Here is a 23170-nt window from a genome sequence, read left to right as displayed (position 1 = left end):
CCCTTGAGCGCTCCGCGGGGTCGGCCAGTATGGGCCGCCAAACGCCCTACTGCGATGCAAGGGACACCGCATGAGACTGACCGACATATCGCTGGACTGGCTGCTTCCGGGCGGCGTGATGGTGGCCGGAGTCCTGACGGCGGTGGCGGTGCTCGCGCGCGGGAAGCGCGCCGGTGACCAGGCCGCGGCCGACGACTCCTGGGAACGCAGCGAGGAGCGCCGCAGACGCAAGGAGGCCGTCTACGGATTCGCCTCGTACGGGCTGCTCTTCCTCTGCGCGGCCGTCGCGGCGGCACTCTCCTTCCACGGCCTCGTCGGCTTCGGCCGGCAGAACCTGAACCTCGCCGGGGGCTGGGAGTACCTCGTCCCCTTCGGCCTCGACGGCGCCGCCATGTTCTGCTCGGTGCTCGCGGTCCGCGAGGCCAGCCACGGCGACGCGGCCCTCGGCTCGCGCCTGCTCGTCTGGCTGTTCGCGGGCGCGGCGGCCTGGTTCAACTGGGTGCACGCACCGCGTGGCATGGGCCACGACGGCGCTCCGCACTTCTTCGCCGGCATGTCCCTCTCGGCGGCGGTCCTCTTCGACCGGGCGCTGAAGCAGACCCGCAGGGCCGCGCTGCGCGAGCAGGGCCTGGTGCCCCGCCCGCTGCCGCAGATCCGCATCGTGCGGTGGCTGAGGGCGCCCCGGGAGACCTTCGCGGCCTGGTCCCTGATGCTCCTGGAGGGCGTACGGACCCTGGACGAGGCGGTCGACGAGGTGCGCGAGGACCGGCGGGAGAAGGAGCAGGACCGGCTCCGCCGGCGCGACCAGGTCAAGCTGGACCGGGCGAGGCTCAAGGCGATCAACCGTCAGCACCGGGCCTTCGGGCTCGGCCGCGGCGGCGGTCGCCAGGTCGAGGTGGCGGCCCTCGGCACCTCGTCCGGTACGGGTGCCGGCCCGGGCGCGGGCGGCGGTCCGGGCTCCGCGACGCCGGCCGTGCAGGCCGCCGTCGCGGAGCCCGCCATAGCGGACCCCGGACAGCTGCCGCTTCGACACCGGCCCTCCCTGCAAGCCGTGAGGGGCGATGAGCCCCGCCCCGGCGAGTCCCGGACGGTGGACCTCACCGCCGAGGACGACACCCAGGCGCTGCCCCGTCTCGACTCCCTGGAGCGCAAGCTCAAGGATCTGGAGCAGCAGTTCGGCTGAGCGGGGAACAGGAAGGAGAACGGCGGGGCGGCCTCTCAGGCCGCCCCGCCGTTCAGTTCGAACCACACCACCTTGCCCACCCCGCTCTCCTCCACCCCCCAGGAGTCGGCGAGGGTCTGGACGAGGACGAGTCCCCGGCCGTGCGTACCGTCCTCGGCGGGCGGTGCGTGCGGCCGTTCGAGCCCGGGCATGAAGTCGCGGACCTCGACCCTCAGCTGCTCGGGGACGACCGTCGCGGTCACGACGGCCCCGTGCTCGGTGTGGACCAGGGCGTTGGTCACCAGTTCGCTGGTGAGCAGTTCGGCCACGTCGGAGGCGCCCGGTCCGCCCCACTTCCGCAGCAGTTCACGCAGGGCGTGCCGCACCTCCGGCACCGCGGTGAGATCGGCGCACCCCACTTTTCTGAGCAGTTGAGTCGGCTGTCGTGCCTCCCCGGCCATATCCCCCACCCACAGGTCGCGTCGAACAGGCTCACGGGGATGCATGCCCCACATCACCGTCCGCATTCATGAGGTGGTGGCGGAGCGTGAGGGGTGTCCGAAAAGCTCCTCAGGGCCTGGGGACGTTGCGCAGGTTGGAACGAGCCATCTGGAGCATCCGGCCCACGCCGCCGTCCAGGACGATCTTGCTGGCGGAGAGCGCGAAGCCGGTCACCATGTCGGCGCTGATCTTCGGCGGGATGGAGAGCGCGTTCGGGTCGGTGACGACGTCGACCAGGGCCGGCCCCTTGTGCCTGAAGGCCTCCTTGAGGGCGCCCGCGAGCTGCTTGGGCTTCTCGACCCGGACGCCGTGGGCCCCGGCGGCGCGGGCGATGGCGGCGAAGTCCGGGTTCTTGTTCGTCGTCCCGTACGAGGGGAGTCCGGCGACCAGCATCTCCAGCTCGACCATGCCCAGCGAGGAGTTGTCGAAGACGATCACCTTCACGGGCAGGTCGTACTGGACGAGGGTCAGGAAGTCGCCCATCAGCATCGAGAAGCCGCCGTCGCCGGAGAGCGAGACGACCTGGCGGTTCCGGTCCGTGAACTGGGCGCCGATCGCCTGCGGCAGGGCGTTCGCCATGGAGCCGTGGCTGAACGAGCCGATGATCCTGCGCCGCCCGTTGGGCGAGAGGTAGCGGGCCGCCCAGACGTTGCACATGCCGGTGTCGACCGTGAAGACCGCGTCGTCGTCGGCGAGGTCGTCGATGACGGAGGCGACGTACTCGGGGTGGATCGGGACGTGCTTCTCGACCTTGCGGGTGTAGGCCTTGACGACGCCCTCCAGCGCGTCGGCGTGCTTCTTCAGCATCTTGTCGAGGAAGCGGCGGTCGGTCTTCTCCCGGACCCGGGGGATCACACAGCGCAGCGTCTCGCGGACGTCCCCCCAGACGGCCAGGTCGAGCAGGGAACGGCGGCCGAGGTGCTCGGGCCGGACGTCCACCTGCACGATCTTGACGTCGTCGGGCAGGAAGGCGTTGTACGGGAAGTCGGTGCCGAGCAGGATCAGCAGATCGCACTCGTGGGTGGCCTCGTAGGCGGCGCCGTACCCGAGCAGTCCGCTCATGCCGACGTCGTACGGATTGTCGTACTGGATCCACTCCTTGCCCCGCAGTGCGTGGCCGACCGGCGCCTTGATCCGCTCGGCGAACCGCATCACCTCGGGGTGCGCCCCGGCCGTGCCGCTGCCGCAGAACAGCGTCACCCGGTCGGCGGCGTCGATCATGCGGACCAGGGCGTCGATCTCGGCGTCACCCGGGCGGACGGTGGGCCGGGTGGTGACGAGCGCGGTCTCCACCGCCTTCTCCGGTGCCGGCTGGGAGGCGATGTCGCCGGGCAGCGAGACGACGCTGACGCCGCCGCGGCCCACGGCGTGCTGGATCGCCGTCTGGAGCAGCCGGGGCATCTGCTTCGGGTTGGAGATCATCTCGCTGTAGTGGCTGCACTCGCGGAACAGCCGGTCGGGGTGGGTCTCCTGGAAGTAGGAGAGGCCGATCTCGCTGGAGGGGATGTGCGAGGCGAGGGCGAGGACCGGGGCCATGGAACGGTGGGCGTCGTACAGGCCGTTGATGAGGTGGAGGTTGCCGGGCCCGCAGGAGCCCGCGCAGGCGGCGAGGCCTCCGGTGATCTGGGCCTCGGCGCCCGCGGCGAAGGCGGCGGTCTCCTCGTGCCGCACCTGGATCCAGTCGATCGCCGAGGTACGGCGGATCGCGTCGACGACCGGGTTCAGGCTGTCGCCGACCACTCCGTACAGCCGCCGGACGCCCGCCCGGACGAGGATGTCGACGAACTGTTCCGCAACGTTCTGTTTGGCCATGGCTCCATCAACACACGGCCCGGCGGATCACGCCTCCCAGACGGCCACCCCCGTACGGTCGTCGGCGTAACCGGTCACCCTCAGCTGGGTGTCGGCGAGGAAGGCGGCGAGGCCGGGCGGCTCGTCGTCGGCCCAGCGGGCGGCGAGCTCGCGGGCGAGGGCGGGTTCGCCGCGCATCGGCTCGGCGAGTCCGGGCGAGGCGAGGAACAGGGTGTCGCCCGGGCGGGCCACGGACGCGCGGAAGCGGAACGGCTCGGCGGGCGGTGGCACGGGCTCCTCGACGAGCGGCGGCGCGGTGGTGATGCCGAGGTCCATGGTGAGCCTGTCCCCCTCCTCGGTCGCCTCCGGGACGGGCGGCGGCGAACCGAAGCCGACGACGGGGGCGCCGGTGACGGCGGCCGGCTCGGGCAGGAGCGGTTCGAGGTCCTGCCAGGAGCCGTCGCGGAGGCGGAAGAGGCCGCCGCCGCCGATGCCGAAGAAGACGCGGGTGCGGCACTCGGGGTCGGCGGGGACGAGGAGGCAGCGGAGGGCCGCGGTGTACTCGTCGGGGGCGAGGCCCCGCTCGGTGGCGCGGGCCCGCAGCTTGCCGTACGTCCGGTCGGTGAGCCGGTGGAGGCCGGACTTGAGGTCGCCGCGGCGGCCGGACCTGATGTCCTCGGAGAGCCGGGCGTGGCTGCGGCAGACGGCCTCGGCGATCCAGTGGCAGGCGTCGGCGGCGGCGAGGTGGGCGTCCTCGGCGGTGCGGGCGCCCGCGGCGACGGCGACGAGGACGAGCGCGGTCTCGTCGTGGCCGAAGCGGGCGGTGAGCAGGGCGTCCCGGCGGGGCTCGCCCCGGAAGCGGGCGGAGTCGCCGCGTACGGAGGCGGCGCGCAGGGTGCAGGTGCCGTAGCGGGCGCCGTCGAGGACGGTGTCGGCGACCAGTTCGGCGAGCTCGCCGGGGCGGGCGACGGGCAGCGCGGTGGGCTCGGCCTCGTAGGTGGGCGGCCTGCTGCCGACGAACCCGGTCCTCGGGCGGGGCACCGGCACCTCGACGGTGAGGTCGGGTTCGGGGCCGGCGCCCGGCTCCTCGGACAGCGGCCCCTGGAGGGTGGGCGTCTCGACGGGCGCGGCGACCGGTGGCGGCGGCGCGGGCGGAGGGGTCGGGAACGTCCGCGGTCCGACGCCCTCGGGCGCCTCCCAGGGCGCCGGCCCGGCCACGGCGGGCGCCTGCCGGGGCCCGGGCGGCGCGGGGGCCGCGGGCGGGGCCGGCGGGGTGGGTGGCACGGGAGCCACGGGCGGGACGGGCGGTTCGGAGACCGCCGACGACGCGCTCGGCGCGGGGGCCGCAGGCGGCGTGGAGACCCCGGACGAGGCGGGAGCGACGGGCGGCGCGGGCGGCGTGGGGACCCCGGACGAGGCGGGAGCGACGGGCGGCGCGGGCGGCGCGGGGATCCCGGGCGGCGCGGGCGGTGCCGGGGGCGCCGTGGGGACGCTCGGTCTGGAGACCGGCGGGGTCGGCGGGGTCGGGGGCGCGCTCGGGGCCGGGGGCGTCGGCGCCGGATCCGGGGCGCCCCGTCCGGCCCGCGCCGACACCTCGTCAGGCGCGCTCGCCCCGGCCCGCGCGAGCGCCGGGTCCTGGGCCCGCGCCGGGTCCGGCGCGCTCGCCCCGGCTCTGCTCGGTGGCCGCGTCGGCACCGCGCGCGGTGTCGTGTCGAAGTGGTCGTCGAGCGTGTCACCCGAGACCGTCGGGGCCGTGTCCGGCGCCGACTCGTCGTAGAGCTTGTCCCACCAGCTGTCCCCCTGCTGAGTCATGCCCTTATTGTCCACCGCGCACGGCGTCCGAAAACGGGACACCAGGAAAACCGTTGCTGCAAATGGGTGGTCCGCCGGGCGGCCCCACCCCCCACGGGAAGGACGCCCGGCGGACCGGCGTGGTCAGCGCACGTCGTAAGCGCGGACCACGGTCTGGGTGACGGAGTTGCCGTCGGCGTCCGTCAGTTCGGTCTTCAGGGTGACCTGCTTGCCGGTCGCGCCCGCGTGGTTCACGGTCGCGGTCCAGCCGTCGCCCTGCTGAGAGACCCGCGCTTCGGTCCAGGTCGTACCGCCGTCGTAGGAGTACGAGAGCTTCGCCGAGGTGAGCGTCGCGGGAGTGTAGCCCGCGTGGCCGGTCGCGGTGAGGCCGATGTGCTGGCCGTCGGACGCGGCGAGGGTCTTGAGTCCGTCCTCCGGAAGGTCGTACCGGGGGAAGAGAATCGGGATGCCCTGAGAATAGACGCTCTCGTCAAGCTCGGAGGTGAATTCCCACACCGAGTTGACGGAGGTGGAGCGGGCCCACACCTTGCTGCCGATCTTCATGGTGTTCTGTTCGAGCGTGTACGCACCGGCTTCGGCGGGCACCTCGAAGACGCCGAACGGCCAGCCGCTCTCGCCGAGGAGCTCGCCGTCGCGGCTCAGGCGCAGGTTGCCGATGTCGCCGAAGGAGCCGGGCTCGGCGTGGTGGGTGCGGTCGCCCCACATGGCGTCGGCGAATCCGATGAGGTTGCCCTGCCGCTCGGAGACGAGGACCGGCTTCCCGGTGGTGTCGCGGGGCGCCGTGGGGGCGATGACGCCGTCGTACCACTTCTCGGTGCGCTTCTCGCCGGGCGCGTACGCGTGCCGGGCGCCGATCATGAGCTCCCCGAACGGGAAGCTGCTGTTGACCATCTGCTGCCAGGCGGTGTCGCCGGCGGAGTAGTACTCGGTGCGGGTGCCGGGCGCCGGGACGGTCTCGAGCGAGCCGAAGGAGACGCCGACGCCGTTCGGGCGGTAGGCGGCCGGGAAGTCCGTGAAGTCGGTGGCGACGCCGGCCGAGCCGTAGGTCGAGTCGGTGCGGCCCAGCCGGGAGTCGCGGACCCGGTACTCCTCGTCGTCGCGGATCGCGCCGGTCTCGGGGAAGGCGAGGTTGTAGAGGTACGGGCTCTTCGCGGTGGCCCGCCAGCCGAGGGTGACCTCGCCGGCCGTCAGCCTGCCGAGGAGCGCGGTCGCCTCCGTGGAGGGGACGGAGAGGACGGGGAGACCGAGGCCGGTGAAGCCTCCGGTCGGGTACCAGCGGCCGGGGGCCCGGTGGTACGTGACGACGGCGACGGCGCCGGCGGCCTTGGCGTTCCGGGCGAGGACGCCCGCGTCGGTGGAGTCGTCCGGGAGCCGGACGAGGGCGACGCGGCCCCGGACCCCGGCGGCCGCGAGCTCGTCCGGCGTGCCCGTTCCGGCGTCGACGAGGCGGGCGGAGCCGGTGCCGTCGAGGTTGTCGGAGCCGATGGAGGCGGTGAGGGGGTGGAGGGCCAGGCTGTCGCCGGTGCGCAGCGAGGTGATCTGCGGGGCGGCGGTCCGCCAGTAGCTGCCGAACTCGAAGTCGCCCTCGTCGGGCGCGCCTTCGACCGAGGCGTAGTAGCCGCGGATGGTGCGCGGTCCCGCGGCGGTTCCGGCGTGCAGCCAGAAGCCGTCCCAGGAGCGGGCGAACGCGAGGGTGGCGCCGCGGAGTTCGGAGGCCCGGTCGGTCCTCACCGACAGCTTGTGGGCCTTGCGGGCGTCGAGGACGACCGTGGTGTCCTTCTTCAGCTCCACCTGAGGGCGGCCGAGGTAGCTGAGCGAGTCGTTCAGCGTGGCGCCCTCGCCCGCGTCGGGCGTGGTGACGAAGGAGGAGAGGAAGTAGCTGCCGGGACGCAGGCGGTAGACCTGGTCGGCGGCCCCCTCGTTGAAGCGGCGCTCGCCGGTGGCGTCGTCGGTGCCGATGACGTCGAGGGAGGAGGCACCGGAGGCGGGCGCTCCCTGACGGTCAATCAGTTTGACGCGCAGGGTGACGGTCTCGGGCTCCACGTACAGCGAGAAGGGCGTGGAGACGTGGACGCCGCCCTTGCCGGTGGCGACGACGCGGCCGGTGACGTCGCCGTACTGGGCGCGCTCCAGGCGGGCGTCGGGGTCGAGGGCGAGCGGGACCTCGACGGTGGCGCCGGCCGGGACGGTGACGGTGCGCCGGCCGAGGCGGGCGACGGACGACCTCACGCGGGAGCCGTCGTTGCCGGTGACCTCCTCGACGGCCAGGTCGAGGGTGACGGGCGCGTCGGAGGTGTTGGTGTACGGCACGGGGACCGTGGTGCGGTCGCTCTCGTCCTGCGGCCAGGCGAAGGTGCCGCCCTGGACGGCGGGGGCGCCGAGGACGGTCTGGTCGATGGCGGCCTTGACGTCGAGGCGGCCGCCGCCGACCTCGCGGACGTCGCCGGGGACGCCGCTGTCTGCGGAGGCGACGAGCGCGGACTTGATCTGCCGGGCGGTCCAGTCGGGGTGGCGCTGCTTGACGATGGCGGCGGCGCCCGCGACGTGCGGGGTGGCCATCGACGTACCGGACATGGACTGGTAGGCGTGGGCGCCCCGGCCGCCGGCCGCGGCGGCGGAGATGCCGACGCCGGGCGCGGCCACCTCGGGCTTGAGGGTGTGGTGGACGATCGTCGGGCCGCGGCTGGAGAACCAGGCGGTGGAGTCGTCGCGGTCGGTGGCGCCGACGGTGAGCACGCCGGGTGCGCAGCCGGGCGAGGAGACGGTGTTGAGCGCGGGGCCCGAGTTGCCGGCGGCGACGACGAACAACGTGCCCTCGTTCCGGGCGAGTTCCTCGGCCGCGGCGCTCATCGGGTCGGTGCAGTCGGTGGGTGTGGGGCTGCCGAGGCTCATGGAGACGACGTCGGCGCCCTGGGCGACGGCCCACTCCATGCCGGCGATGATCCAGGAGGCGGCGCCGGAGCCGGAGTCGTTGAGGACCTTGCCGTTGAGGAGGTCCGCGCCGGGGGCGACGCCCTTCTTCCTGCCGTCGCTCGCGGCGCCGGAGCCGCCGACGGTGGAGAGGGTGTGGGTGCCGTGGCCCTGGTGGTCGCCGGTGGTGTCGGAGTCGGTGAAGTTCTCCGAGGCGACGATGCGGCCCTTGAGGTCGGGGTGCTCGGCGTCGGCGCCGGTGTCGAGGACGGCGACCTTGGTGCCCTTGCCGTCGTAGCCGGCGGCCCAGGCCTCGGGGGCGTGGATCTGCCGGGTCGACCGCTCCAGGGTGGCCTCGACCTTGCGGTCGAGCCAGAGCTTCTTCAGACCGGCGGAGGCGGAGCGGGCGGCCGGAGCGCTGATCTCCGCCCAGAAGGTGGCGGCCTGCTTCTTCTCCGCCTTGAGCGCGACGCCGTCGACGGCCCTGAGGACCTGGCCCCGCCTGGCGCCGCGGGGGGCGGCGGGGACGGAGCGGGCGAGGTCGGAGCCGTAGACGGCGATGAGGGGCAGCGTGGTGGTGGCGGCGTCGTCGTAGCCCTGGCGGATCAGGCCGGTGACGTTGAAGAGTTCCTCGTCGACGCGTCCGGCGGCGAGCGCGGCGGTGGCGTCCTCGGGGTAGACGTACAGGTCCCGTCCGGCGCGGCGGGTCTGGACCAGGGGGACGGTTCCGTCCTCCCGGGGCAGGGCCGTGGCCGCCGGGTTCCCTTCGGCGTCCCGGGTGACCAGGACGCGGTCGCCGGTGACCAGGGTCACCGTGGCGTTCCCGGCTCCGTCACCGGCCCGGGCCGGGGCCTCGCTGCCGACCAGCGGTCGCTTGCCGGCCGTGTCGTCCTGCGGCTCATCGGCCGTGGACGGCGCGACCGCGGTGACGGCCAGGGCGACCGCGGTCGCCGCCCCCAGGGCCGTACGCGAAATCGGACGCATCGCTCTCCCCATCTGAATCCGGGAAAAGGGCATGAGGTGCCCTTCGCCGGAGGCTGTCGGTGCTGCGGTGGCGCCACATTGGCAGAGGTGACGGCGGTACAGGGATGATGGGAGAGGCGGGAATACGCCGTGGCCGTTTCCCGCCAGGTCACCGACGGAACGAATGCCTCCGGTGGACGTCCCCGGAAGATCCGGGCCGTCGGCCGGAGGCGCGGCGAGGGGTGGGGCATCCATGCTGGGAGCGATAGGACTCGACGAACGCCAGGAGTCCGCGTACCGCGCCCTGGTCGCACTGGGCGCGGCCGAGGTCACCGATCTCGCGCACCGGCTCGCCCTGCCCGAGCAGGACACCGAGCGGGCGCTGCGCCGCCTGGAGGCGCAGGGGCTGGCCGCCCAGTCCTCGGCCCGCACCGGCCGCTGGGTCGCGGCGCCGCCCGGGGTCGCGCTCGGCGCGCTGCTCACCCAGCAGCGGCACGAGCTGGAGCAGGCCGAGCTGGCGGCCAAGCTGCTCGCCGAGGAGTACCGGGCGGAGGCCGCGGAGGCGGCCGTGCACGACCTGGTGGAGGTGGTGGTCGGTGCGAGCGCGGTGACCCACCGCTTCCTCCAGCTCCAGCTGGGCGCCCAGGAGGAGGTCTGCGCCCTGGTGACCGGCAAACCGATCGCCGTCACCGGCCTGGAGAACCACGCCGAGGAGCAGGCGGCCGGGCGCGGGGTGCGCTACCGGGTGGTGATCGAGCGCGAGGTGCTCACGCTCCCGTCGGGGCTGCTCGAACTCTCCGCGGCGCTCGGCCGCGAGGAGCGGATCCGGGTCGCCGACCGGGTTCCCACGAAGCTGGTCGTCGCCGACCGGACCCTGGCCATGGTCCCGCTGACCGGCCGGGGCGCCGAGCCGGCCGCGATCGTCGTGCACGCGAGCGGGCTCCTCGAATCGCTGATGGGCCTCTTCGAGTCGGTGTGGCGCGAGGCGCTGCCGCTGCGGCTCGGGGCGGGCGCGCAGATCACCGAGGACGAGGCACCGGGCCCGGACGCGATGGACCTGGAGATCCTGTCGCTGCTGCTCGCCGGGATGACGGACGCGAGCGTGGCCAAGCAGCTGGACCTGGGGCTGCGGACCGTGCAGCGGCGGGTGAAGGGGCTCATGGAGCTGACCGGGGTGACGACCCGGCTGCAGCTGGGCTGGCACGCGTACGAGAAGGGTTGGGTCGCCCGTCGCTGACCCCGGGACGCGTGGGAAAGTGAGCGGCCGGTTCCGCTTGCCCCTCGCCCCCCAGGAGTTCCGCCCCCATGAACGCTCGACGCCGTCGCGCCCTGCTGGCCACCGTGACCCCGATGCTGGAGCCCGGGGAACGGGTCGAGGTGACGTGCGTCGTCAACCTGAGCACGGTCTCCGTGCGCCGGACCGCCGCGTTCGGCGTGGCGTCGGCCGTCCTCAGCGGCGGCGCGGTGGCGGTGATACCGACACCGGTCCCGATGTACCTGGCGATGACCGACCGACGGCTCCTCGTCTTCCGGGCGGACCCGGTGTTCGCGAAGCCGGTCGGGCACACGATGACGATCCCGCGTGACGGCCTGGTCCGCTCGGCGGTCAGGGAGCGGATCCTGAACTCCTCCTTCGTCCTCTCCTCCCCGTACGGCGAGACCGCCCTGAAGGTCGTCTTCCCGTTGATCAGCCGCACGGAGCGGAACCTGGTGGCCGCCGCCCTGCCCCTGGCCTCCTGACCCCCGCCCCGTACCCCGTCCGCCCCGCGCGACCTGCGGGAACCCCGGTCGTCGTGCACGCTGGCAGCGTGGGTGTGTGGCAGCTCCTGATGGTCGGGACGGTGATGCTGCTCGGCCTGTTCGGGGTGCTCGCGCCCGGCGTGCCGGGGACGTGGCTGGTGTGGGCGGCGATGCTCTGGTGGTCGCTGCACGAGCGCACGGACCTGGCCTGGCTCCTGCTGGCCTCCTCGACCGGCCTGCTGCTCCTCACCCAGGTGATCGTCTGGCAGCTGCCGCCGCGCCGTCTCAGGGGCGTCGGCATCACCCGGCGCATGGTGACGTACGCGGGGGTGGGCGCCGTCCTGGGCTTCGTCCTGCTCCCGGTGGTCGGTGCGGTCCCCGGCTTCGTCGGCGGGATCTACCTCTCGGAGCGGCTCCGCCTCGGCGGCCACGGCCAGGCCGGGGCGGCGACCCGGGCGGTGATGCGGGCGGCCGGCACGAGCGTGCTCGTCGAGCTCTTCGCCTGTCTGCTGGTGGTGGGCGCCTGGGCGGGCGCGGTGATCTGGGGCTGACGGAGGACTACGTACGGGAAGACCCGGCGCCCGCGCCCAGGTAGCGCGCCGCGTAGGAGCGCCAGGGACGCCACTCCTCCGCCTCCGGGGCGCCCGTCGGGGGCACGTCGGGGTCGCCGAGGGCCCGCATCCGGATCAGGGCGGCGGCCCCGGCGGTCACACCGGGGACGGCGAGCAGGGCGCGCTCTGCCTCGTCGCGGTCGGCGCCGGGGTCGAGGCGTACGGCTCCGTCGGCGAGGGCCCGGGCCAGCGGCCCCGCGACGGGGTGTTCCGTCAGGGCGGCGGGTTCCGGGAAGACATGGGTGAGGGTTCCGCAGGCGGTGGCCAGCGGGGTGCCGCGGAGCTCGACGAGCCGGGCCGACTCCCCGGCGCCGAGGACCGTCCGCAGCGCGAACTCCTCGGGCTCGGCCGTGCCCGGGGAGCGCACGCCCGGCCGGGCGGCCACCTCGGCGGCGAGCGCGGGGGCCGCCCCGAGGCGCTCGGCGACCGCGTACGGATCGGCGTCCAGGTCGAAGAGCCGGCGCAGCCGGTGCACGGCGGTGGTCAGGTCGCGCAGCTCGGTCAGGTGGATCCGGGCCTCCAGCCAGCGTCCGCCGGAGCGCTCGTCGACGGAGACGACGCCGGTGCCGTGCGGGAGGCGGAGGGTGCGCCGGTAGGTGCGGGCGCCGGGAGCGCCGACGACCTCCTCCACCCGGGGCACGGCCTCGGCGGCGAGCAGGTCGAAGACCTCGCCGGCCGCGTACGGCCCCCGGTGGGCGAGCCGCAGCGGCACTCCCGCGGCGAGCGCGGTACGTGCTCCCGCGCCGTTGCCCGCCTCGGCGCGCAGGGCGGTGGGGGTGCGGGCGTAGACGGCGCGGATCGTCTCGTTGAACTGGCGGACGCTGGCGAATCCGGCGGCGAAGGCGATCTCGGTGACGGGCAGCCCCGTGGTCTGGAGCAGCAGCCGCGCGGTGTGCGCCCGCTGGGCGCGGGCCAGCGCGACCGGGCCGGCGCCCAGCTCGGCGGTGAGCTGGCGCTGCACCTGCCGGGCGCTGTAGCCGAGCCGGCCGGCGAGGCCGGGCACGCCCTCGCGGTCGACGACGCCGTCGCCGATCATCCGCATGGCGCGCCCGACGACGTCGGCCCGGACGTTCCACTCGGCGGAGCCGGGCACGGCGTCCGGCCGGCAGCGGCGGCAGGCGCGGAAGCCGTTGCCCTGGGCGGCGGCGGCCGTGGGGTAGAAGGAGACGTTCTGCCGCTTGGGGGTGACGGCGGGGCAGCTGGGCCGGCAGTAGATGCCGGTGGTCCGGACGGCGAAGAAGAACTCTCCGTCGAACCGCGCGTCCCTGCTGCTGACCGCCTCGTAGCGGGTGTCGTCGTCCCTCATGGCTCCCAGTGTGCGGGAGCCGCCACCCCCCGGCTCGCGGTTTTCGGACACCGCGGTCGGGCCCGGTCCCGGGGTGTCCCGCCGGTCGGCGGGACACCCCGCGGGGGCTACCGGCCCCGGCCGCCGCCGCGCTTGAGCTCCATGGCCAGCTGGCCCTCCCGGCCCATGCGCTTCCACTCCTTGAGCATCTCGGAGCGCATCCGGGCGTCGGTCTTGGCCACGATCCGCCGGTTCTCGCGGATCAGCTTGCGGTAGCTCTCCAGACGGCGCACGGGCAGCGAGCCGTCCTCGATCGCCGCCGTCACCGCGCAGCCCGGCTCGGACTCGTGGGCGCAGTCGTGGAAGCGGCAGTCCCCGGCCAGTTCCTCGATCTCGGAGAAGACCTGGCCGACCCCGGTCTCGGCGTCCCAGAGCCCGACGCCGCGCAGTCCGGGGGTGTCGATGAGGACTCCCCCGCCGGGCAGGACGAAGAGGTTGCGGGTGGTCGTGGTGTGGCGGCCCTTGCCGTCGACGTCGCGGGCGGCCCGGACGTCCATCACGTCGTCGCCGACCAGCGCGTTGGCGAGGGTCGACTTGCCGGCGCCGGAGACGCCGAGCAGCACGGACGTGCCGCCCGAGACCGTCGCGGCGAGCACGTCGAGCCCCTCTCCGGTGGTGGAGCTGAGGGGCAGCACCTGCACGCCGGGCGCGACCGTCTCCACGTCCTCGACGAGGTAGGAGAGCCCGACCGGGTCGGGCACGAGGTCGGCCTTGCTGAGGACGACGGTCGGCTGGGCGCCGGACTCCCAGGCCAGGGCGAGGAAGCGTTCGATCCGGCCGAGGTCGAGCTCGACGGCGAGCGAGACCGTGATGACGGCGTGGTCGACGTTGGCGGCGAGGATCTGGCCCTCGGACCGCTTGGAGGAGGTGGAACGCGCGAAGGCCGTACGGCGGGGCAGGCACGCGCGCACGTACCGGGGGTCGCCGACGCCCTCCGGGTCGACGGCGGCCCAGTCGCCGGTGCAGACGACCCGCAGCGGGTCGTGCGGGGTCACGAACGCCGTGTCGGCGCGGACGACCCCCTCGGCGGTGACGACGTCGCACTGACCGCGGTCGACGCGGACGACCCGTCCCGGGACGAGTCCCCGGGCGGCGTGGGGCGCGAAGTCGGCGGCCCAGCCGGAGTCCCAGCCGTGGGCGTCGAGCGGAGAGGAGGACGGGGAGGAAAGCGGGAAAGACAAGGGGGACCCTTCACAGGGGCGGCCCCGGCACGGAAAGACGGAGAAGTGAGGTCAGCCGGTGGCCGCGGAGGTGGTGTGGATGAACATCCGCGTGTGGGCGAGGCCCTTCGTGACGACAGCCATCGGTCACACCTCCTGTTGTCCTTCGCGATCGCGTCGCTCGCGATCCGTCTTCGCGCGATCGCGTCTTCCCGCGATCTCGTACGGGATTCACCGTAGCGGCAGCGGTCCGGCGCGCGCCACGGGTTTTCCCAGGCCGTGGCGCGCGGGGTCGCGAGCACCGGCGTGAGCACGGTCAGTCCTTCTCCCAGCCGGAGTGGAGGCGGGACTTCACGTCGTCCGGGGGGAGGAACTTGGACCAGCGCTCGGGGAACTCGGACGGCATGTCGGGGTCGTCCTCGTCGACGTCCTCCGCCTCCGCCCGCACGCGGGCGACGAGTTCGGCCGCCTGGAAGGCGCGGGCCCGCTCGTTGGCCTCGCGGGCGGCGGCGGTGGCGACGGAGGGCCAGACGCGGTCGATGGCGGCGTTCACGGCGGCGCCGACGAGGACCGCGAAGGCCGAGATGCCGATCCAGAGGAGGACGGCGATGGGCGCGGCGAGGGAGCCGTAGATCGTCGGGCCCTCGACCTGGCTGGTCAGGTAGATGCGCAGCAGGAAGCTGCCGAGGACCCACATCCCGAGGGCGACGAGGGCGCCGGGGATGTCCTCGATCCACGGCGATCTGACGGGCACGGAGACGTGGTAGAGCGTGGTGAGGAAGGCGATGGAGAGCAGGATGACGGCCGGCCAGTAGAGGACGGCGACGACCTCGGTGCCCCAGGGGACGAACTCGACGACCCGGTCGGGGCCGACGACGGCCAGCGGCAGCACGACGGCTCCGATGAGCAGCGCCACGATGTAGAGGAGCAGGGCGAGGAGCCGGGTCTTGACGATGCCCCGGTGCCCGTCGAGGCCGTACATGACGGTGATGGTGTCGATGAAGACGTTCACCGCGCGCGAGCCGGACCAGAGGGCGATGGCGAAGCCGAGGGAGATCAGATCGGGCCGTTTGCCCTGGGTGATGTCGTCGAGGAGGGGTTCGGCGATCTCGTGGACGCCCCGGTCGGAGAGGACCGTGCCGGCCGCGTGGAGGATGTTCTCCCGGATGCTGGCGACGGTGTCGGTGTTGGTCCAGTCGTCGGCGTAGCCGAGGACGGCGATCAGGCCGAGCAGCAGGGGCGGCAGCGACAGCAGGGTGAAGAACGCGGCCTCGGCGGCGAGGCCGAGGATCCGGTACTCGATGCACGAGTCGACGGTGTCCTTGAGGAGCAGCCAGGCCATCTTCCGCTTCGAGACGTTGCGGTAGAGGACGCGCGCGCGGTGGAGCCTGCTCCAGGGCCGACGCTCGGGCCGATCGGGTGTTTCTCTTGCTGCCTGCACCTGCTTACCGTATCGGCATGGCAGCGAGCACCCACACCGTGACCAACCAGCCACCGCCCCTGCTCGGATACGACGTCTTCACGAGCGACCGGGCGCTGGCGGAGGCGGTCGAGCGCCACCTCTCCCCGGACCTCCTGGAGGAGGCGCGCGACGAGCTGGGCCTGCTGGGCCGGGCCACCGGTTCGGCGCAGGTGCGGGAGTGGGGTGAGCAGGCGAACGAGCACCCGCCCCGGCTGCGGACCCACGACCGGTACGGCCAGCGGATCGACGAGGTCCTGTTCCATCCGGCCTGGCACCGGCTCCTCGGGAAGTCCGTCTCGGCGGGGCTCACGCACGCGTGGGGCCGTCCGGGTGGTCATGTGCGGCGGGCCGCCGGGTTCCTGGTGGCGTCGCAGGCGGAGGCCGGGCACGGCTGCCCGGTGTCGATGACGCACGCGGCGGTGCCCGCGCTGCGCGCCGAGCCGGAGCTCGCGGAGGTCTGGGAGCCGGCGGCGCTCTCGCACGTGTACGAGCGGGAGCTCCGTCCGGTCGCGGAGAAGCCGGGGGCACTGCTCGGCATGGCGATGACGGAGAAGCAGGGCGGCAGCGACGTCCGGGCGAACACGACGGAGGCCCGGCCGCTCACGGCCGACGGCGAGTACGTCCTGACGGGGCACAAGTGGTTCTGCTCGGCGCCGATGTCGGACGCCTTCCTGGTCCTCGCGCAGGCGCCGGCGGGACTGACCTGCTTCCTGGTGCCCCGGGTGCTCGCGGACGGCTCGCGCAACGCGTTCGCGATCCAGCGGCTCAAGGACAAGCTGGGCAACCGGTCGAACGCCTCCGCCGAGGTGGAGTTCGACGGCACGACCTGGGCGCGCCGGGTCGGCGAGGAGGGGCGCGGGATCCGGACGATCATGGGGATGGTCGCGGCGACCCGGCTCGACTGCGTCCTCGGCTCGGCGGCGCTGATGCGGCAGGCGGTGGCGCAGGCCGTGCACCACGCCTCGTACCGCTCGGCCTTCGGCGGGCTGCTCGTCGACAAGCCCCTGATGCGGAACGTGCTCGCCGACCTCGCCGTCGAGTCCGAGGCGGCGACGGTCCTCGGCATGCGGCTGGCGGCGGCCTACGACGCAGCTGACGGCGGCGGCGGCGACGGCGAGCGGGAGCGGGCCTTCCTCCGCATCGCCGTTCCGGCGGCGAAGTACTGGGTGACGAAGCGGTGTACGCCGGTGGTGGCGGAGGCGCTGGAGTGCCTGGGCGGCAACGGGTACGTGGAGGAGTCCGGGATGCCCCGGCTGCTGCGGGAGTCGCCGCTCAACTCGGTCTGGGAGGGCTCGGGGAACGTGCAGGCGCTCGACGTGGTGCGGGCGCTGCGGACCGAGCCCGCCGCCCTCGACGCGCTGTTGCGGGAGGTGGGGGCGGCGCGGGGCGCCGACCACCGGCTCGACCGGGCCGTCCGGGACCTCCTCGCCGAACTGGCGGACCTGGAGGGGATCGAGGCCCGGGCGCGGCGGCTCACGGAGCGGCTGGCGCTGGTGCTCCAGGGCGCGCTGCTCGTGCGGTGGGCGCCGCCGGAGGTGGCGGACGCGTTCTGCGCGGCGCGGCTCGGCGGTGACGGCGGCGCCGCCTTCGGGACGCTCCCGCACACGCTGGACCTGCGGGCGGTGGTGGAGCGGGCGCGGGCCGTGGCCTGACGGGCGGTACGGGAGCACGGGCGTACGGGAGCACGGGCGTAGGGGAGCACGGGCCGTGCGGGAACGCGGGCCTTACGAGAACACGGGCTACGGGAGCACGGGCCGTGCGGGGGAGGTGTGCCGCGCGTGCCAGGGGTGGACCTGAGGGGGTGTCGGTCAGGTCGGCACGCGCGGAAAAGCGGGGGTGGTGCTGCGCCGACACGGCACCACCCGCCGCTGTCACCACCCTCGCCCAGGAGGCCGGTCGGTCGCCAGAGTTGCAAAGGGTTGCAGGATTACCCGAACCGGGCCTCGCCGGGCGCTCCCGAGCGGCACGATGGGCACCGACACTCCGGACGTCTGCTCTGTGCAGAACCGATACAGCGCCCCGGGTGGCTGGGAGAGACCGATGAAGAACACGCAGCTCGACATGAAGCGGCTCGCCGCCATGGACGCCGCCCAGGCCAGCCGGCTGCTGCACCGGGTGCGCGAGGAGACCCTGGCCGGCCGGCGGCCGCCGATCGCGCCCCGCCCGGTGATCGACGCGTCCTGGCGGCGGATGGCCCGGCTCGGCCTCGACCCGGACCAGAGCACCAGCACCGTGCTGCTCCAGCGGGACGAGCTGGAGGAGCGGCGCAGGACCACGCTCCTCTCCGAGGTGATGCAGACGCTGAGCGGCGGCATCGCGGGCATCGCCGACGCCTCCCTCCAGATCATGGTGGTCACCGACGAGCACGGCCGGGTGCTGTGGCGCCAGGGGAACCTCGCCGTGCTGCGGCAGGCGAACGGCATCTGCCTGGAGGAGGGGGCGGCCTGGACCGAGCACGCCACCGGGACGAACGCGGTGGGCACGGCGCTCGCCCTGGGCCGGGCGGTGCAGGTGCACTCCGCCGAGCACTACGTGCAGTCGCTGCACAACTGGACCTGCGCCGCCGCGCCCGTGCACGATCCGCGCGACCAGCGGCTCCTGGGGATCCTGGACGTGTCCGGACCCGCGTCCAGCTTCCATCCGGCGATGCTGGCCCTGGTGGGTTCGGTGGCCCGGCTCGCCGAGGCCGAGATGCGGGAGCGGCACCGCCGGTCGGTCGAGCGGCTGCGGGCGGTGGCGGCGCCGATCCTGTGCCGGGTGGGCGGCCGGGCGGTCGCGGTGGACGGCCACGGCTGGACGGCCGCGGTGACCGGGCTCGCGCCGGTGGACCGGATCCCGCTGCCGAAGTCGTTCCGGGCCGGCCGGGTCTGGCTGCCCTCGCTCGGCGTGTGCGCGGTGGAGCCGCTGCCGGGCGGGTGGCTGCTGCGGGTCGAGGAGGAGACCGTGCCCGAGGAGCCGGGCGCGGGGGCGGCGAGCCGGGTGGTCCTGGACCTGAGCAGACCGCGCCGCTGGACGGTGGCCGTGTCCGGGGCGGCGGGCAGCTGGCAGCAGGAGCTCAGCCCCCGGCACGCGGAGCTCCTCTATGTACTGGCGCTGCACCGTGACGGCCGGACGGCGGCGGAGCTGGCGGACGACGTGTTCGGGGACCGGACGCGGACGGTGACCGTCCGGGCGGAGATGTCCCGGGTGCGGCGGAACCTGGCGGGGGTCCTGGCGCACCGTCCGTACCGCTTCCGGGAGGAGGTCGCGGTGGAGGTCCTGCGTCCCGAGCGCCCGGAAGACCTGCTCCCCCACTCGACGGCTCCCGCCGTCCGCGCCGCGAGCCCGGCCTGACCGGCGGGGCCGGGAGGGGGACGGCCCGGTCGGCGGCGCGACAGCGCCTGTCCGCATGCCGGACAGGCTGTCCGCCGGCACCGAACAGAGTGGGAATCCGGCGCTCCGCATGATGCGATGGCCCCATGAGCATCACTCTCACCACCTGGTCCCTCGAACAGACCTCCCCGTCCGACCTCCGCCCCGCCACCCCGCCGGAGGGCGACGACGTGGTGATCCGGCGCGCCGAGGTGCCCTCGGCGGAGTTCAGCCGCTTCCTCTACACGGCGGTCGGCGGCGACATCCGCTGGTCCGACCGGCTGTCGCTGACGTACAAGGAGTGGCAGGAGATCGCGGAGAAGCCGGGCGCCGAGATCTGGGTGGCGTACGACAGGGGGACGCCGGCCGGGTACGTGGAGCTCGACCCCCAGGACGACGGCGTGGTGGAGATCATCTACTTCGGCCTGATACCGGCCTTCCGGGGCCGCAGGATCGGTGGCCACCTCCTCTCCCACGGAGTGGCGCGCGCCTGGGACCTGGCCGAGCGCTGGCCGGACCGGGAGGCCACGAAGCGGGTGTGGCTGCACACCTGCTCGTTCGACGGTCCGCACGCCATGGCCAACTACGAGCGGCGCGGCTTCCGCCTCTTCGACACCAAGGTCGAGGAGGTCGAGGAGCCGGAGACCCCCGGCCCCTGGCCGGGCGCCCACGCCTGAGCCGTACCCGCCGGGCGCCCACGCCCGAGCCGTACCCGCCGGGCGCGCACCCGAGCCGCCCGCCGAGGCGCACCGGTCGAGCCGCGCGCCCCGGCCGTGCGCACGGACTCCGTCGAAGGGGGCCCCGTTCAGGGCCCCTTCGACGTGACCTGGAGCACACCGTCTCGTTCTGCGAGACGAGTATGTCCAAATTCTGGACGATGCTGGACTGGGTCCAAAGTCCCGTGACACGCTTCCGTCATGTCTGGAACTGGAACTGCCTTGGTGAGTCGGCGGCACGTCGACCTCGGCCGCATGTCCAGCGCCATCTGTCCGGCGCGCTGAGAGAACCGGCACCGCCGCGATCTCCTTACCGCCCGACTCTGCCCCACCCTGCTGCGCACTGACGCGCCACCCTCTGACCTGAGCGCGAGTGTGCAGGTCAGAGCCGCCCTCTCGCAGTCCCGAAGGACAAGACGCCATGGCCGCCACCCCGGAAAACCCCACTCCCGCCGCCGCCCGCCGCAAGACCGGGCGCCACCGCGGCGAGGGTCAGTGGGCCGTGGGGCACTTCACCCCCCTGAACGGCAATGAGCAGTTCAAGAAGGACGACGACGGTCTCAACGTGCGGACACGTATTGAGACGGTCTACTCGAAGCGCGGCTTCGACTCCATCGACCCCAACGACCTGCGCGGACGCATGCGCTGGTGGGGCCTCTACACCCAGCGCAAGCAGGGTCTGGACGGCACCAAGACGGGCGTGCTGGAGCCGGAGGAGCTGGACGACGAGTACTTCATGCTCCGGGTCCGCATCGACGGCGGGCGGCTGACCACCGAACAGCTCCGGGTGATCGGCGAGATCTCCGAGGAGTTCGCCCGCGGCACCGCCGACATCACGGACCGGCAGAACGTCCAGTACCACTGGATCCGCATCGAGGACGTCCCCGAGATCTGGAACCGCCTGGAGGCGGTCGGCCTGTCGACCACCGAGGCCTGCGGCGACACCCCGCGCGTCATCCTCGGCTCCCCCGTGGCCGGCATCGCCGCCGACGAGATCATCGACGGCACCCCCGCCATCGACGAGATCCAGCGCCGGATCATCGGCAACAAGGACTTCTCCAACCTGCCCCGCAAGTTCAAGTCCGCGGTCTCCGGCTCGCCGCTCCTCGACGTGGCGCACGAGATCAACGACATCGCCTTCGTCGGCGTGGAGCACCCGGAGCACGGCCCCGGCTTCGACCTCTGGGTCGGCGGCGGCCTGTCCACCAACCCGAAGCTCGGCGTCCGCCTCGGCACCTGGGTCTCCCTCGACGAGGTCCCCGACGTCTACGAGGGCGTCATCTCGATCTTCCGCGACTACGGCTACCGCCGGCTGCGCAACCGCGCCCGGCTGAAGTTCCTCGTCGCCGACTGGGGCCCGGAGAAGTTCCGCCGGGTCCTGGAGGACGAGTACCTCGAGCGCAGGCTGACGGACGGCCCCGCCCCCGAGCAGCCCGCGGGCCGCTGGCGCGACCACGTCGGCGTGCACCGGCAGAAGGACGGCAGGTTCTACGTCGGCTTCGCGCCCCGCGTCGGCCGCGTCGACGGCGCCACCCTGACGAAGATCGCCGCGATCGCCGAGGAGCACGGCTCCGGCCGGGTCCGGACCACCGCCGAGCAGAAGATGCTCGTCCTCGACGTCGAGGAGGCGCAGGTCGAGTCCATCGTCTCCGCCCTGGAGGCGCTGGACCTGCGGGTCACCCCCTCGCCGTTCCGGCGCGGCACGATGGCCTGCACCGGCATCGAGTTCTGCAAGCTCGCGATCGTCGAGACGAAGGGCCGCGGCTCCTCGCTCATCGACGAACTGGAGCGTCGCATCCCGGAGTTCGACGAGCCGCTGACGATCAACATCAACGGGTGCCCGAACGCCTGCGCCCGCATCCAGGTCGCGGACATCGGTCTCAAGGGCCAGCTGGTCCTGGACGACGAGGGCAACCGCGTCGAGGGCTACCAGGTGCACCTGGGCGGCGCGCTCGGCCTGGAGGCCGGCTTCGGCCGCAAGGTCCGCGGCCTCAAGGTCACGGCGGCCGAGCTCCCGGACTACGTGGAGCGGGTCCTCAAGCGCTTCCAGGCGGAGCGCGAGACCGGCGAGCGCTTCGCGACCTGGGCGGCCCGCGCCTCCGAGGAGGCGCTGTCATGAGCGAGCGTGCCGCGCCGTTCCACTGCCCGTACTGCGGGGACGAGGACCTGCGTCCGGGCGAGCAGGGCCACGGCGCGTGGGAATGCGCCGCGTGCAGTCGAGCCTTCCAGCTGAAGTTCCTGGGGCTCCTCGCCCCGGCGACTTCGAGCAACACCACTGGGAGGGAAGAGACATGACGATCGCTCAGGACGCGACCTCGGCCGACCTGAAGGCACTCGCCGAGCAGGCCGGCCGCGATCTGGAGGACGCCTCCGCGCTGGAGATCCTCCGCTGGGCCGTGGACACCTTCGGCGACCGCTTCTGCGTGACCTCCTCCATGGAGGACGCGGTCGTCGCCCACCTCGCCTCGCGCGTGAAGCCCGGCGTGGACGTGGTCTTCCTCGACACGGGCTACCACTTCGAGGAGACCGTCGGCACCCGGGACGCCGTGGACGCCGTCATGGACGTTACCGTCATCACCCTGACCCCGCGTCAGACCGTGGCCGAGCAGGACGCCGAGTACGGTCCGAAGCTCCACGACCGCGACCCGGACCTGTGCTGCGCGCTGCGCAAGGTCAAGCCCCTCGAAGAGGGCCTCACCGCGTACGGGGCGTGGGCCACCGGCCTGCGCCGCGACGAGTCCCCGACCCGGGCGAACACCCCGGTCGTGGGCTGGGACGAGAAGCGCCGGAAGGTCAAGGTCTCCCCCATCGCCCGCTGGACGCAGGACGACGTCGACGCCTACGTCGCGGAGCACGGTGTCCTCACCAACCCGCTCCTCATGGACGGGTACGCCTCCGTCGGCTGCGCCCCCTGCACCCGCCGCGTCCTGGAGGGCGAGGACGCCCGCGCCGGACGCTGGGCGGGCCGCGCCAAGACCGAATGCGGGCTGCACGGCTGATGACCCCCACCCCTCAGACCTCCCAGGAGAACCACGTGACCGGTGCCACCATCTGGCTCACCGGCCTGCCGAGCGCCGGAAAGACCACCATCGCGTACGAGCTGGCCGGGCGCCTCCGCGACGAGGGCCACCGCGTCGAGATCCTCGACGGCGACGAGATCCGCGAGTTCCTCTCCGCGGGCCTCGGCTTCACCCGCGAGGACCGCCACACCAACGTGCAGCGGATCGGCTTCGTCGCCGAACTGCTCGCCTCGCACGGCGTGAAGGTCCTGGTCCCGGTCATCGCCCCGTACGGCGACAGCCGCGAGGCGGTCCGCAAGCGCCACCAGGCCGAGGGCACCGCCTTCGTCGAGGTGCACGTGGCCACCCCCGTGGAGGTCTGCTCCGTCCGCGACGTGAAGGGGCTCTACGCCAAGCAGGCCGCGGGCGAGATCAGCGGCCTCACCGGCGTCGACGACCCGTACGAGGCGCCCGAGAACCCCGATCTGCGGATCGAGTCCCAGAACCAGACCGTGCAGGAGTCCGCCGCGCAGCTCCACGCGCTGCTCACCGAGAGGGGTCTGCTGTGAGCGACGCACGCGCAGCCGCCGGGCCGCAGACGACCACGAAAGCCGCGCCGCCGCGCCGCGCGGACGGAGAAGCGAACG

General features: G+C 73.6%; 19 protein-coding genes. 12 read left to right on the top strand and 7 right to left on the bottom strand.

Annotated features, from left to right (window positions below; translation table 11 throughout):
• The first annotated feature begins 70 nt into the window (after positions 1-70).
• On the top strand, positions 71-1183 hold the full coding sequence (locus tag ACZ66Z_RS24470; RefSeq protein WP_469937295.1) for a DUF2637 domain-containing protein: 1113 nt from the start codon (positions 71-73) through the stop codon (positions 1181-1183).
• A 35-nt stretch (positions 1184-1218) separates the two neighbouring features.
• On the opposite strand, the gene ACZ66Z_RS24465 is transcribed toward ACZ66Z_RS24470, so the two are convergent.
• The 4 genes from ACZ66Z_RS24465 to ACZ66Z_RS24450 all read right to left on the bottom strand — a co-directional run bounded on the left by ACZ66Z_RS24465 (position 1219) and on the right by ACZ66Z_RS24450 (position 9160).
• Entirely contained in the window at positions 1219-1623 is a 405-nt protein-coding gene (locus ACZ66Z_RS24465) for an ATP-binding protein (protein WP_469937293.1), read from the bottom strand.
• Positions 1624-1732: 109 nt separating this feature from the next.
• A complete protein-coding gene (locus tag ACZ66Z_RS24460) occupies positions 1733-3475 on the bottom strand; it encodes a pyruvate dehydrogenase (RefSeq protein ID WP_469937291.1) in 1743 nt (580 codons plus the stop codon).
• A 27-nt stretch (positions 3476-3502) separates the two neighbouring features.
• Positions 3503-5266 (bottom strand): protein phosphatase 2C domain-containing protein, encoded by a 1764-nt coding sequence (locus ACZ66Z_RS24455; protein WP_469937289.1) that lies wholly within the window; start codon positions 5264-5266, stop codon positions 3503-3505.
• Between the two features lie 123 nt (positions 5267-5389).
• Positions 5390-9160, bottom strand: coding sequence for a S8 family peptidase (locus ACZ66Z_RS24450; RefSeq protein WP_469937287.1), 3771 nt, complete (start codon positions 9158-9160; stop codon positions 5390-5392).
• A 232-nt stretch (positions 9161-9392) separates the two neighbouring features.
• Between ACZ66Z_RS24450 and ACZ66Z_RS24445 the strand changes: the two genes are divergently transcribed.
• From ACZ66Z_RS24445 to ACZ66Z_RS24435, 3 genes are all read left to right on the top strand, one after another.
• Positions 9393-10376, top strand: a complete 984-nt coding sequence (locus ACZ66Z_RS24445) for a helix-turn-helix domain-containing protein (protein WP_469937285.1) — start codon at positions 9393-9395, stop codon at positions 10374-10376.
• Between the two features lie 68 nt (positions 10377-10444).
• Positions 10445-10879: a hypothetical protein gene (locus tag ACZ66Z_RS24440; protein WP_469937283.1), complete on the top strand. Its 435-nt coding sequence runs from the start codon at positions 10445-10447 to the stop codon at positions 10877-10879.
• Between the two features lie 68 nt (positions 10880-10947).
• Complete coding sequence (locus tag ACZ66Z_RS24435; RefSeq protein WP_469937282.1) at positions 10948-11430, top strand: DUF456 domain-containing protein; 483 nt, start codon at positions 10948-10950, stop codon at positions 11428-11430.
• A gap of 7 nt (positions 11431-11437) precedes the next feature.
• Here ACZ66Z_RS24435 and ACZ66Z_RS24430 read toward each other — a convergent pair whose 3' ends face one another.
• The 3 genes from ACZ66Z_RS24430 to ACZ66Z_RS24420 form a co-directional block, all read right to left on the bottom strand.
• Positions 11438-12796: a DNA-3-methyladenine glycosylase 2 family protein gene (locus ACZ66Z_RS24430; RefSeq protein WP_469937280.1), complete on the bottom strand. Its 1359-nt coding sequence runs from the start codon at positions 12794-12796 to the stop codon at positions 11438-11440.
• A gap of 107 nt (positions 12797-12903) precedes the next feature.
• Positions 12904-14016: a ribosome small subunit-dependent GTPase A gene (rsgA, locus tag ACZ66Z_RS24425; protein WP_469937278.1), complete on the bottom strand. Its 1113-nt coding sequence runs from the start codon at positions 14014-14016 to the stop codon at positions 12904-12906.
• Between the two features lie 295 nt (positions 14017-14311).
• Positions 14312-15436: a YihY/virulence factor BrkB family protein gene (locus ACZ66Z_RS24420; RefSeq protein WP_469937276.1), complete on the bottom strand. Its 1125-nt coding sequence runs from the start codon at positions 15434-15436 to the stop codon at positions 14312-14314.
• Between the two features lie 17 nt (positions 15437-15453).
• Here ACZ66Z_RS24420 and ACZ66Z_RS24415 point away from each other — a divergent pair, with 17 nt between their 5' ends.
• The 8 genes from ACZ66Z_RS24415 to cysC all read left to right on the top strand — a co-directional run bounded on the left by ACZ66Z_RS24415 (position 15454) and on the right by cysC (position 23092).
• Positions 15454-17109, top strand: coding sequence for an acyl-CoA dehydrogenase family protein (locus tag ACZ66Z_RS24415; protein WP_469937274.1), 1656 nt, complete (start codon positions 15454-15456; stop codon positions 17107-17109).
• 388 nt (positions 17110-17497) lie between these two features.
• Positions 17498-18790, top strand: a complete 1293-nt coding sequence (locus tag ACZ66Z_RS24410; RefSeq protein ID WP_469937272.1) for a GAF domain-containing protein — start codon at positions 17498-17500, stop codon at positions 18788-18790.
• A gap of 125 nt (positions 18791-18915) precedes the next feature.
• Positions 18916-19485 (top strand): GNAT family N-acetyltransferase, encoded by a 570-nt coding sequence (locus ACZ66Z_RS24405; RefSeq protein WP_469937270.1) that lies wholly within the window; start codon positions 18916-18918, stop codon positions 19483-19485.
• Between the two features lie 240 nt (positions 19486-19725).
• Positions 19726-19809 (top strand): putative leader peptide, encoded by an 84-nt coding sequence (locus ACZ66Z_RS24400; RefSeq protein WP_312846743.1) that lies wholly within the window; start codon positions 19726-19728, stop codon positions 19807-19809.
• 136 nt (positions 19810-19945) lie between these two features.
• Entirely contained in the window at positions 19946-21643 is a 1698-nt protein-coding gene (locus tag ACZ66Z_RS24395; RefSeq protein ID WP_469937268.1) for a nitrite/sulfite reductase, read from the top strand.
• Positions 21640-21819 carry a hypothetical protein gene (locus tag ACZ66Z_RS24390; protein WP_469937266.1) on the top strand — a complete coding sequence of 60 codons (180 nt, stop codon included), beginning with the start codon at positions 21640-21642 and terminating at the stop codon, positions 21817-21819. The genes ACZ66Z_RS24395 and ACZ66Z_RS24390 overlap by 4 nt, the downstream gene beginning before the upstream one ends.
• The gene (locus ACZ66Z_RS24385; protein WP_469937264.1) at positions 21816-22523 is read left to right on the top strand and encodes a phosphoadenylyl-sulfate reductase; all 708 of its coding nucleotides are present in this window, start codon (positions 21816-21818) and stop codon (positions 22521-22523) included. Before ACZ66Z_RS24390 ends, ACZ66Z_RS24385 begins: the two co-directional genes overlap by 4 nt.
• Positions 22523-23092, top strand: coding sequence for an adenylyl-sulfate kinase (gene cysC / locus ACZ66Z_RS24380; RefSeq protein WP_469937263.1), 570 nt, complete (start codon positions 22523-22525; stop codon positions 23090-23092). Before ACZ66Z_RS24385 ends, cysC begins: the two co-directional genes overlap by 1 nt.
• Positions 23093-23170 lie beyond the last annotated feature (78 nt).

Source organism: Streptomyces sp. NPDC107498, from assembly GCF_055582805.1.
The sequence above is the reverse complement of the archived record's forward strand: the minus strand, read 5'-3'. Positions and strand labels throughout refer to the sequence as shown.

Excerpts from the sequence above, each read along its gene's own strand:
- ACZ66Z_RS24470 (WP_469937295.1), top strand. The coding sequence starts at position 71 with ATGAGACTGACCGACATATCGCTGGACTGGCTGCTTCCGGGCGGCGTG.
- ACZ66Z_RS24465 (WP_469937293.1), bottom strand. The coding sequence starts at position 1,623 with ATGGCCGGGGAGGCACGACAGCCGACTCAACTGCTCAGAAAAGTGGGG.
- ACZ66Z_RS24460 (WP_469937291.1), bottom strand. The coding sequence starts at position 3,475 with ATGGCCAAACAGAACGTTGCGGAACAGTTCGTCGACATCCTCGTCCGG.
- ACZ66Z_RS24455 (WP_469937289.1), bottom strand. The coding sequence starts at position 5,266 with ATGACTCAGCAGGGGGACAGCTGGTGGGACAAGCTCTACGACGAGTCG.
- ACZ66Z_RS24450 (WP_469937287.1), bottom strand. The coding sequence starts at position 9,160 with ATGCGTCCGATTTCGCGTACGGCCCTGGGGGCGGCGACCGCGGTCGCC.
- ACZ66Z_RS24445 (WP_469937285.1), top strand. The coding sequence starts at position 9,393 with ATGCTGGGAGCGATAGGACTCGACGAACGCCAGGAGTCCGCGTACCGC.
- ACZ66Z_RS24440 (WP_469937283.1), top strand. The coding sequence starts at position 10,445 with ATGAACGCTCGACGCCGTCGCGCCCTGCTGGCCACCGTGACCCCGATG.
- ACZ66Z_RS24430 (WP_469937280.1), bottom strand. The coding sequence starts at position 12,796 with ATGAGGGACGACGACACCCGCTACGAGGCGGTCAGCAGCAGGGACGCG.
- ACZ66Z_RS24415 (WP_469937274.1), top strand. The coding sequence starts at position 15,454 with ATGGCAGCGAGCACCCACACCGTGACCAACCAGCCACCGCCCCTGCTC.
- ACZ66Z_RS24410 (WP_469937272.1), top strand. The coding sequence starts at position 17,498 with ATGAAGAACACGCAGCTCGACATGAAGCGGCTCGCCGCCATGGACGCC.
- ACZ66Z_RS24405 (WP_469937270.1), top strand. The coding sequence starts at position 18,916 with ATGAGCATCACTCTCACCACCTGGTCCCTCGAACAGACCTCCCCGTCC.
- ACZ66Z_RS24400 (WP_312846743.1), top strand. The coding sequence starts at position 19,726 with ATGTCTGGAACTGGAACTGCCTTGGTGAGTCGGCGGCACGTCGACCTC.
- ACZ66Z_RS24395 (WP_469937268.1), top strand. The coding sequence starts at position 19,946 with ATGGCCGCCACCCCGGAAAACCCCACTCCCGCCGCCGCCCGCCGCAAG.
- ACZ66Z_RS24390 (WP_469937266.1), top strand. The coding sequence starts at position 21,640 with ATGAGCGAGCGTGCCGCGCCGTTCCACTGCCCGTACTGCGGGGACGAG.
- ACZ66Z_RS24385 (WP_469937264.1), top strand. The coding sequence starts at position 21,816 with ATGACGATCGCTCAGGACGCGACCTCGGCCGACCTGAAGGCACTCGCC.
- cysC (WP_469937263.1), top strand. The coding sequence starts at position 22,523 with ATGACCCCCACCCCTCAGACCTCCCAGGAGAACCACGTGACCGGTGCC.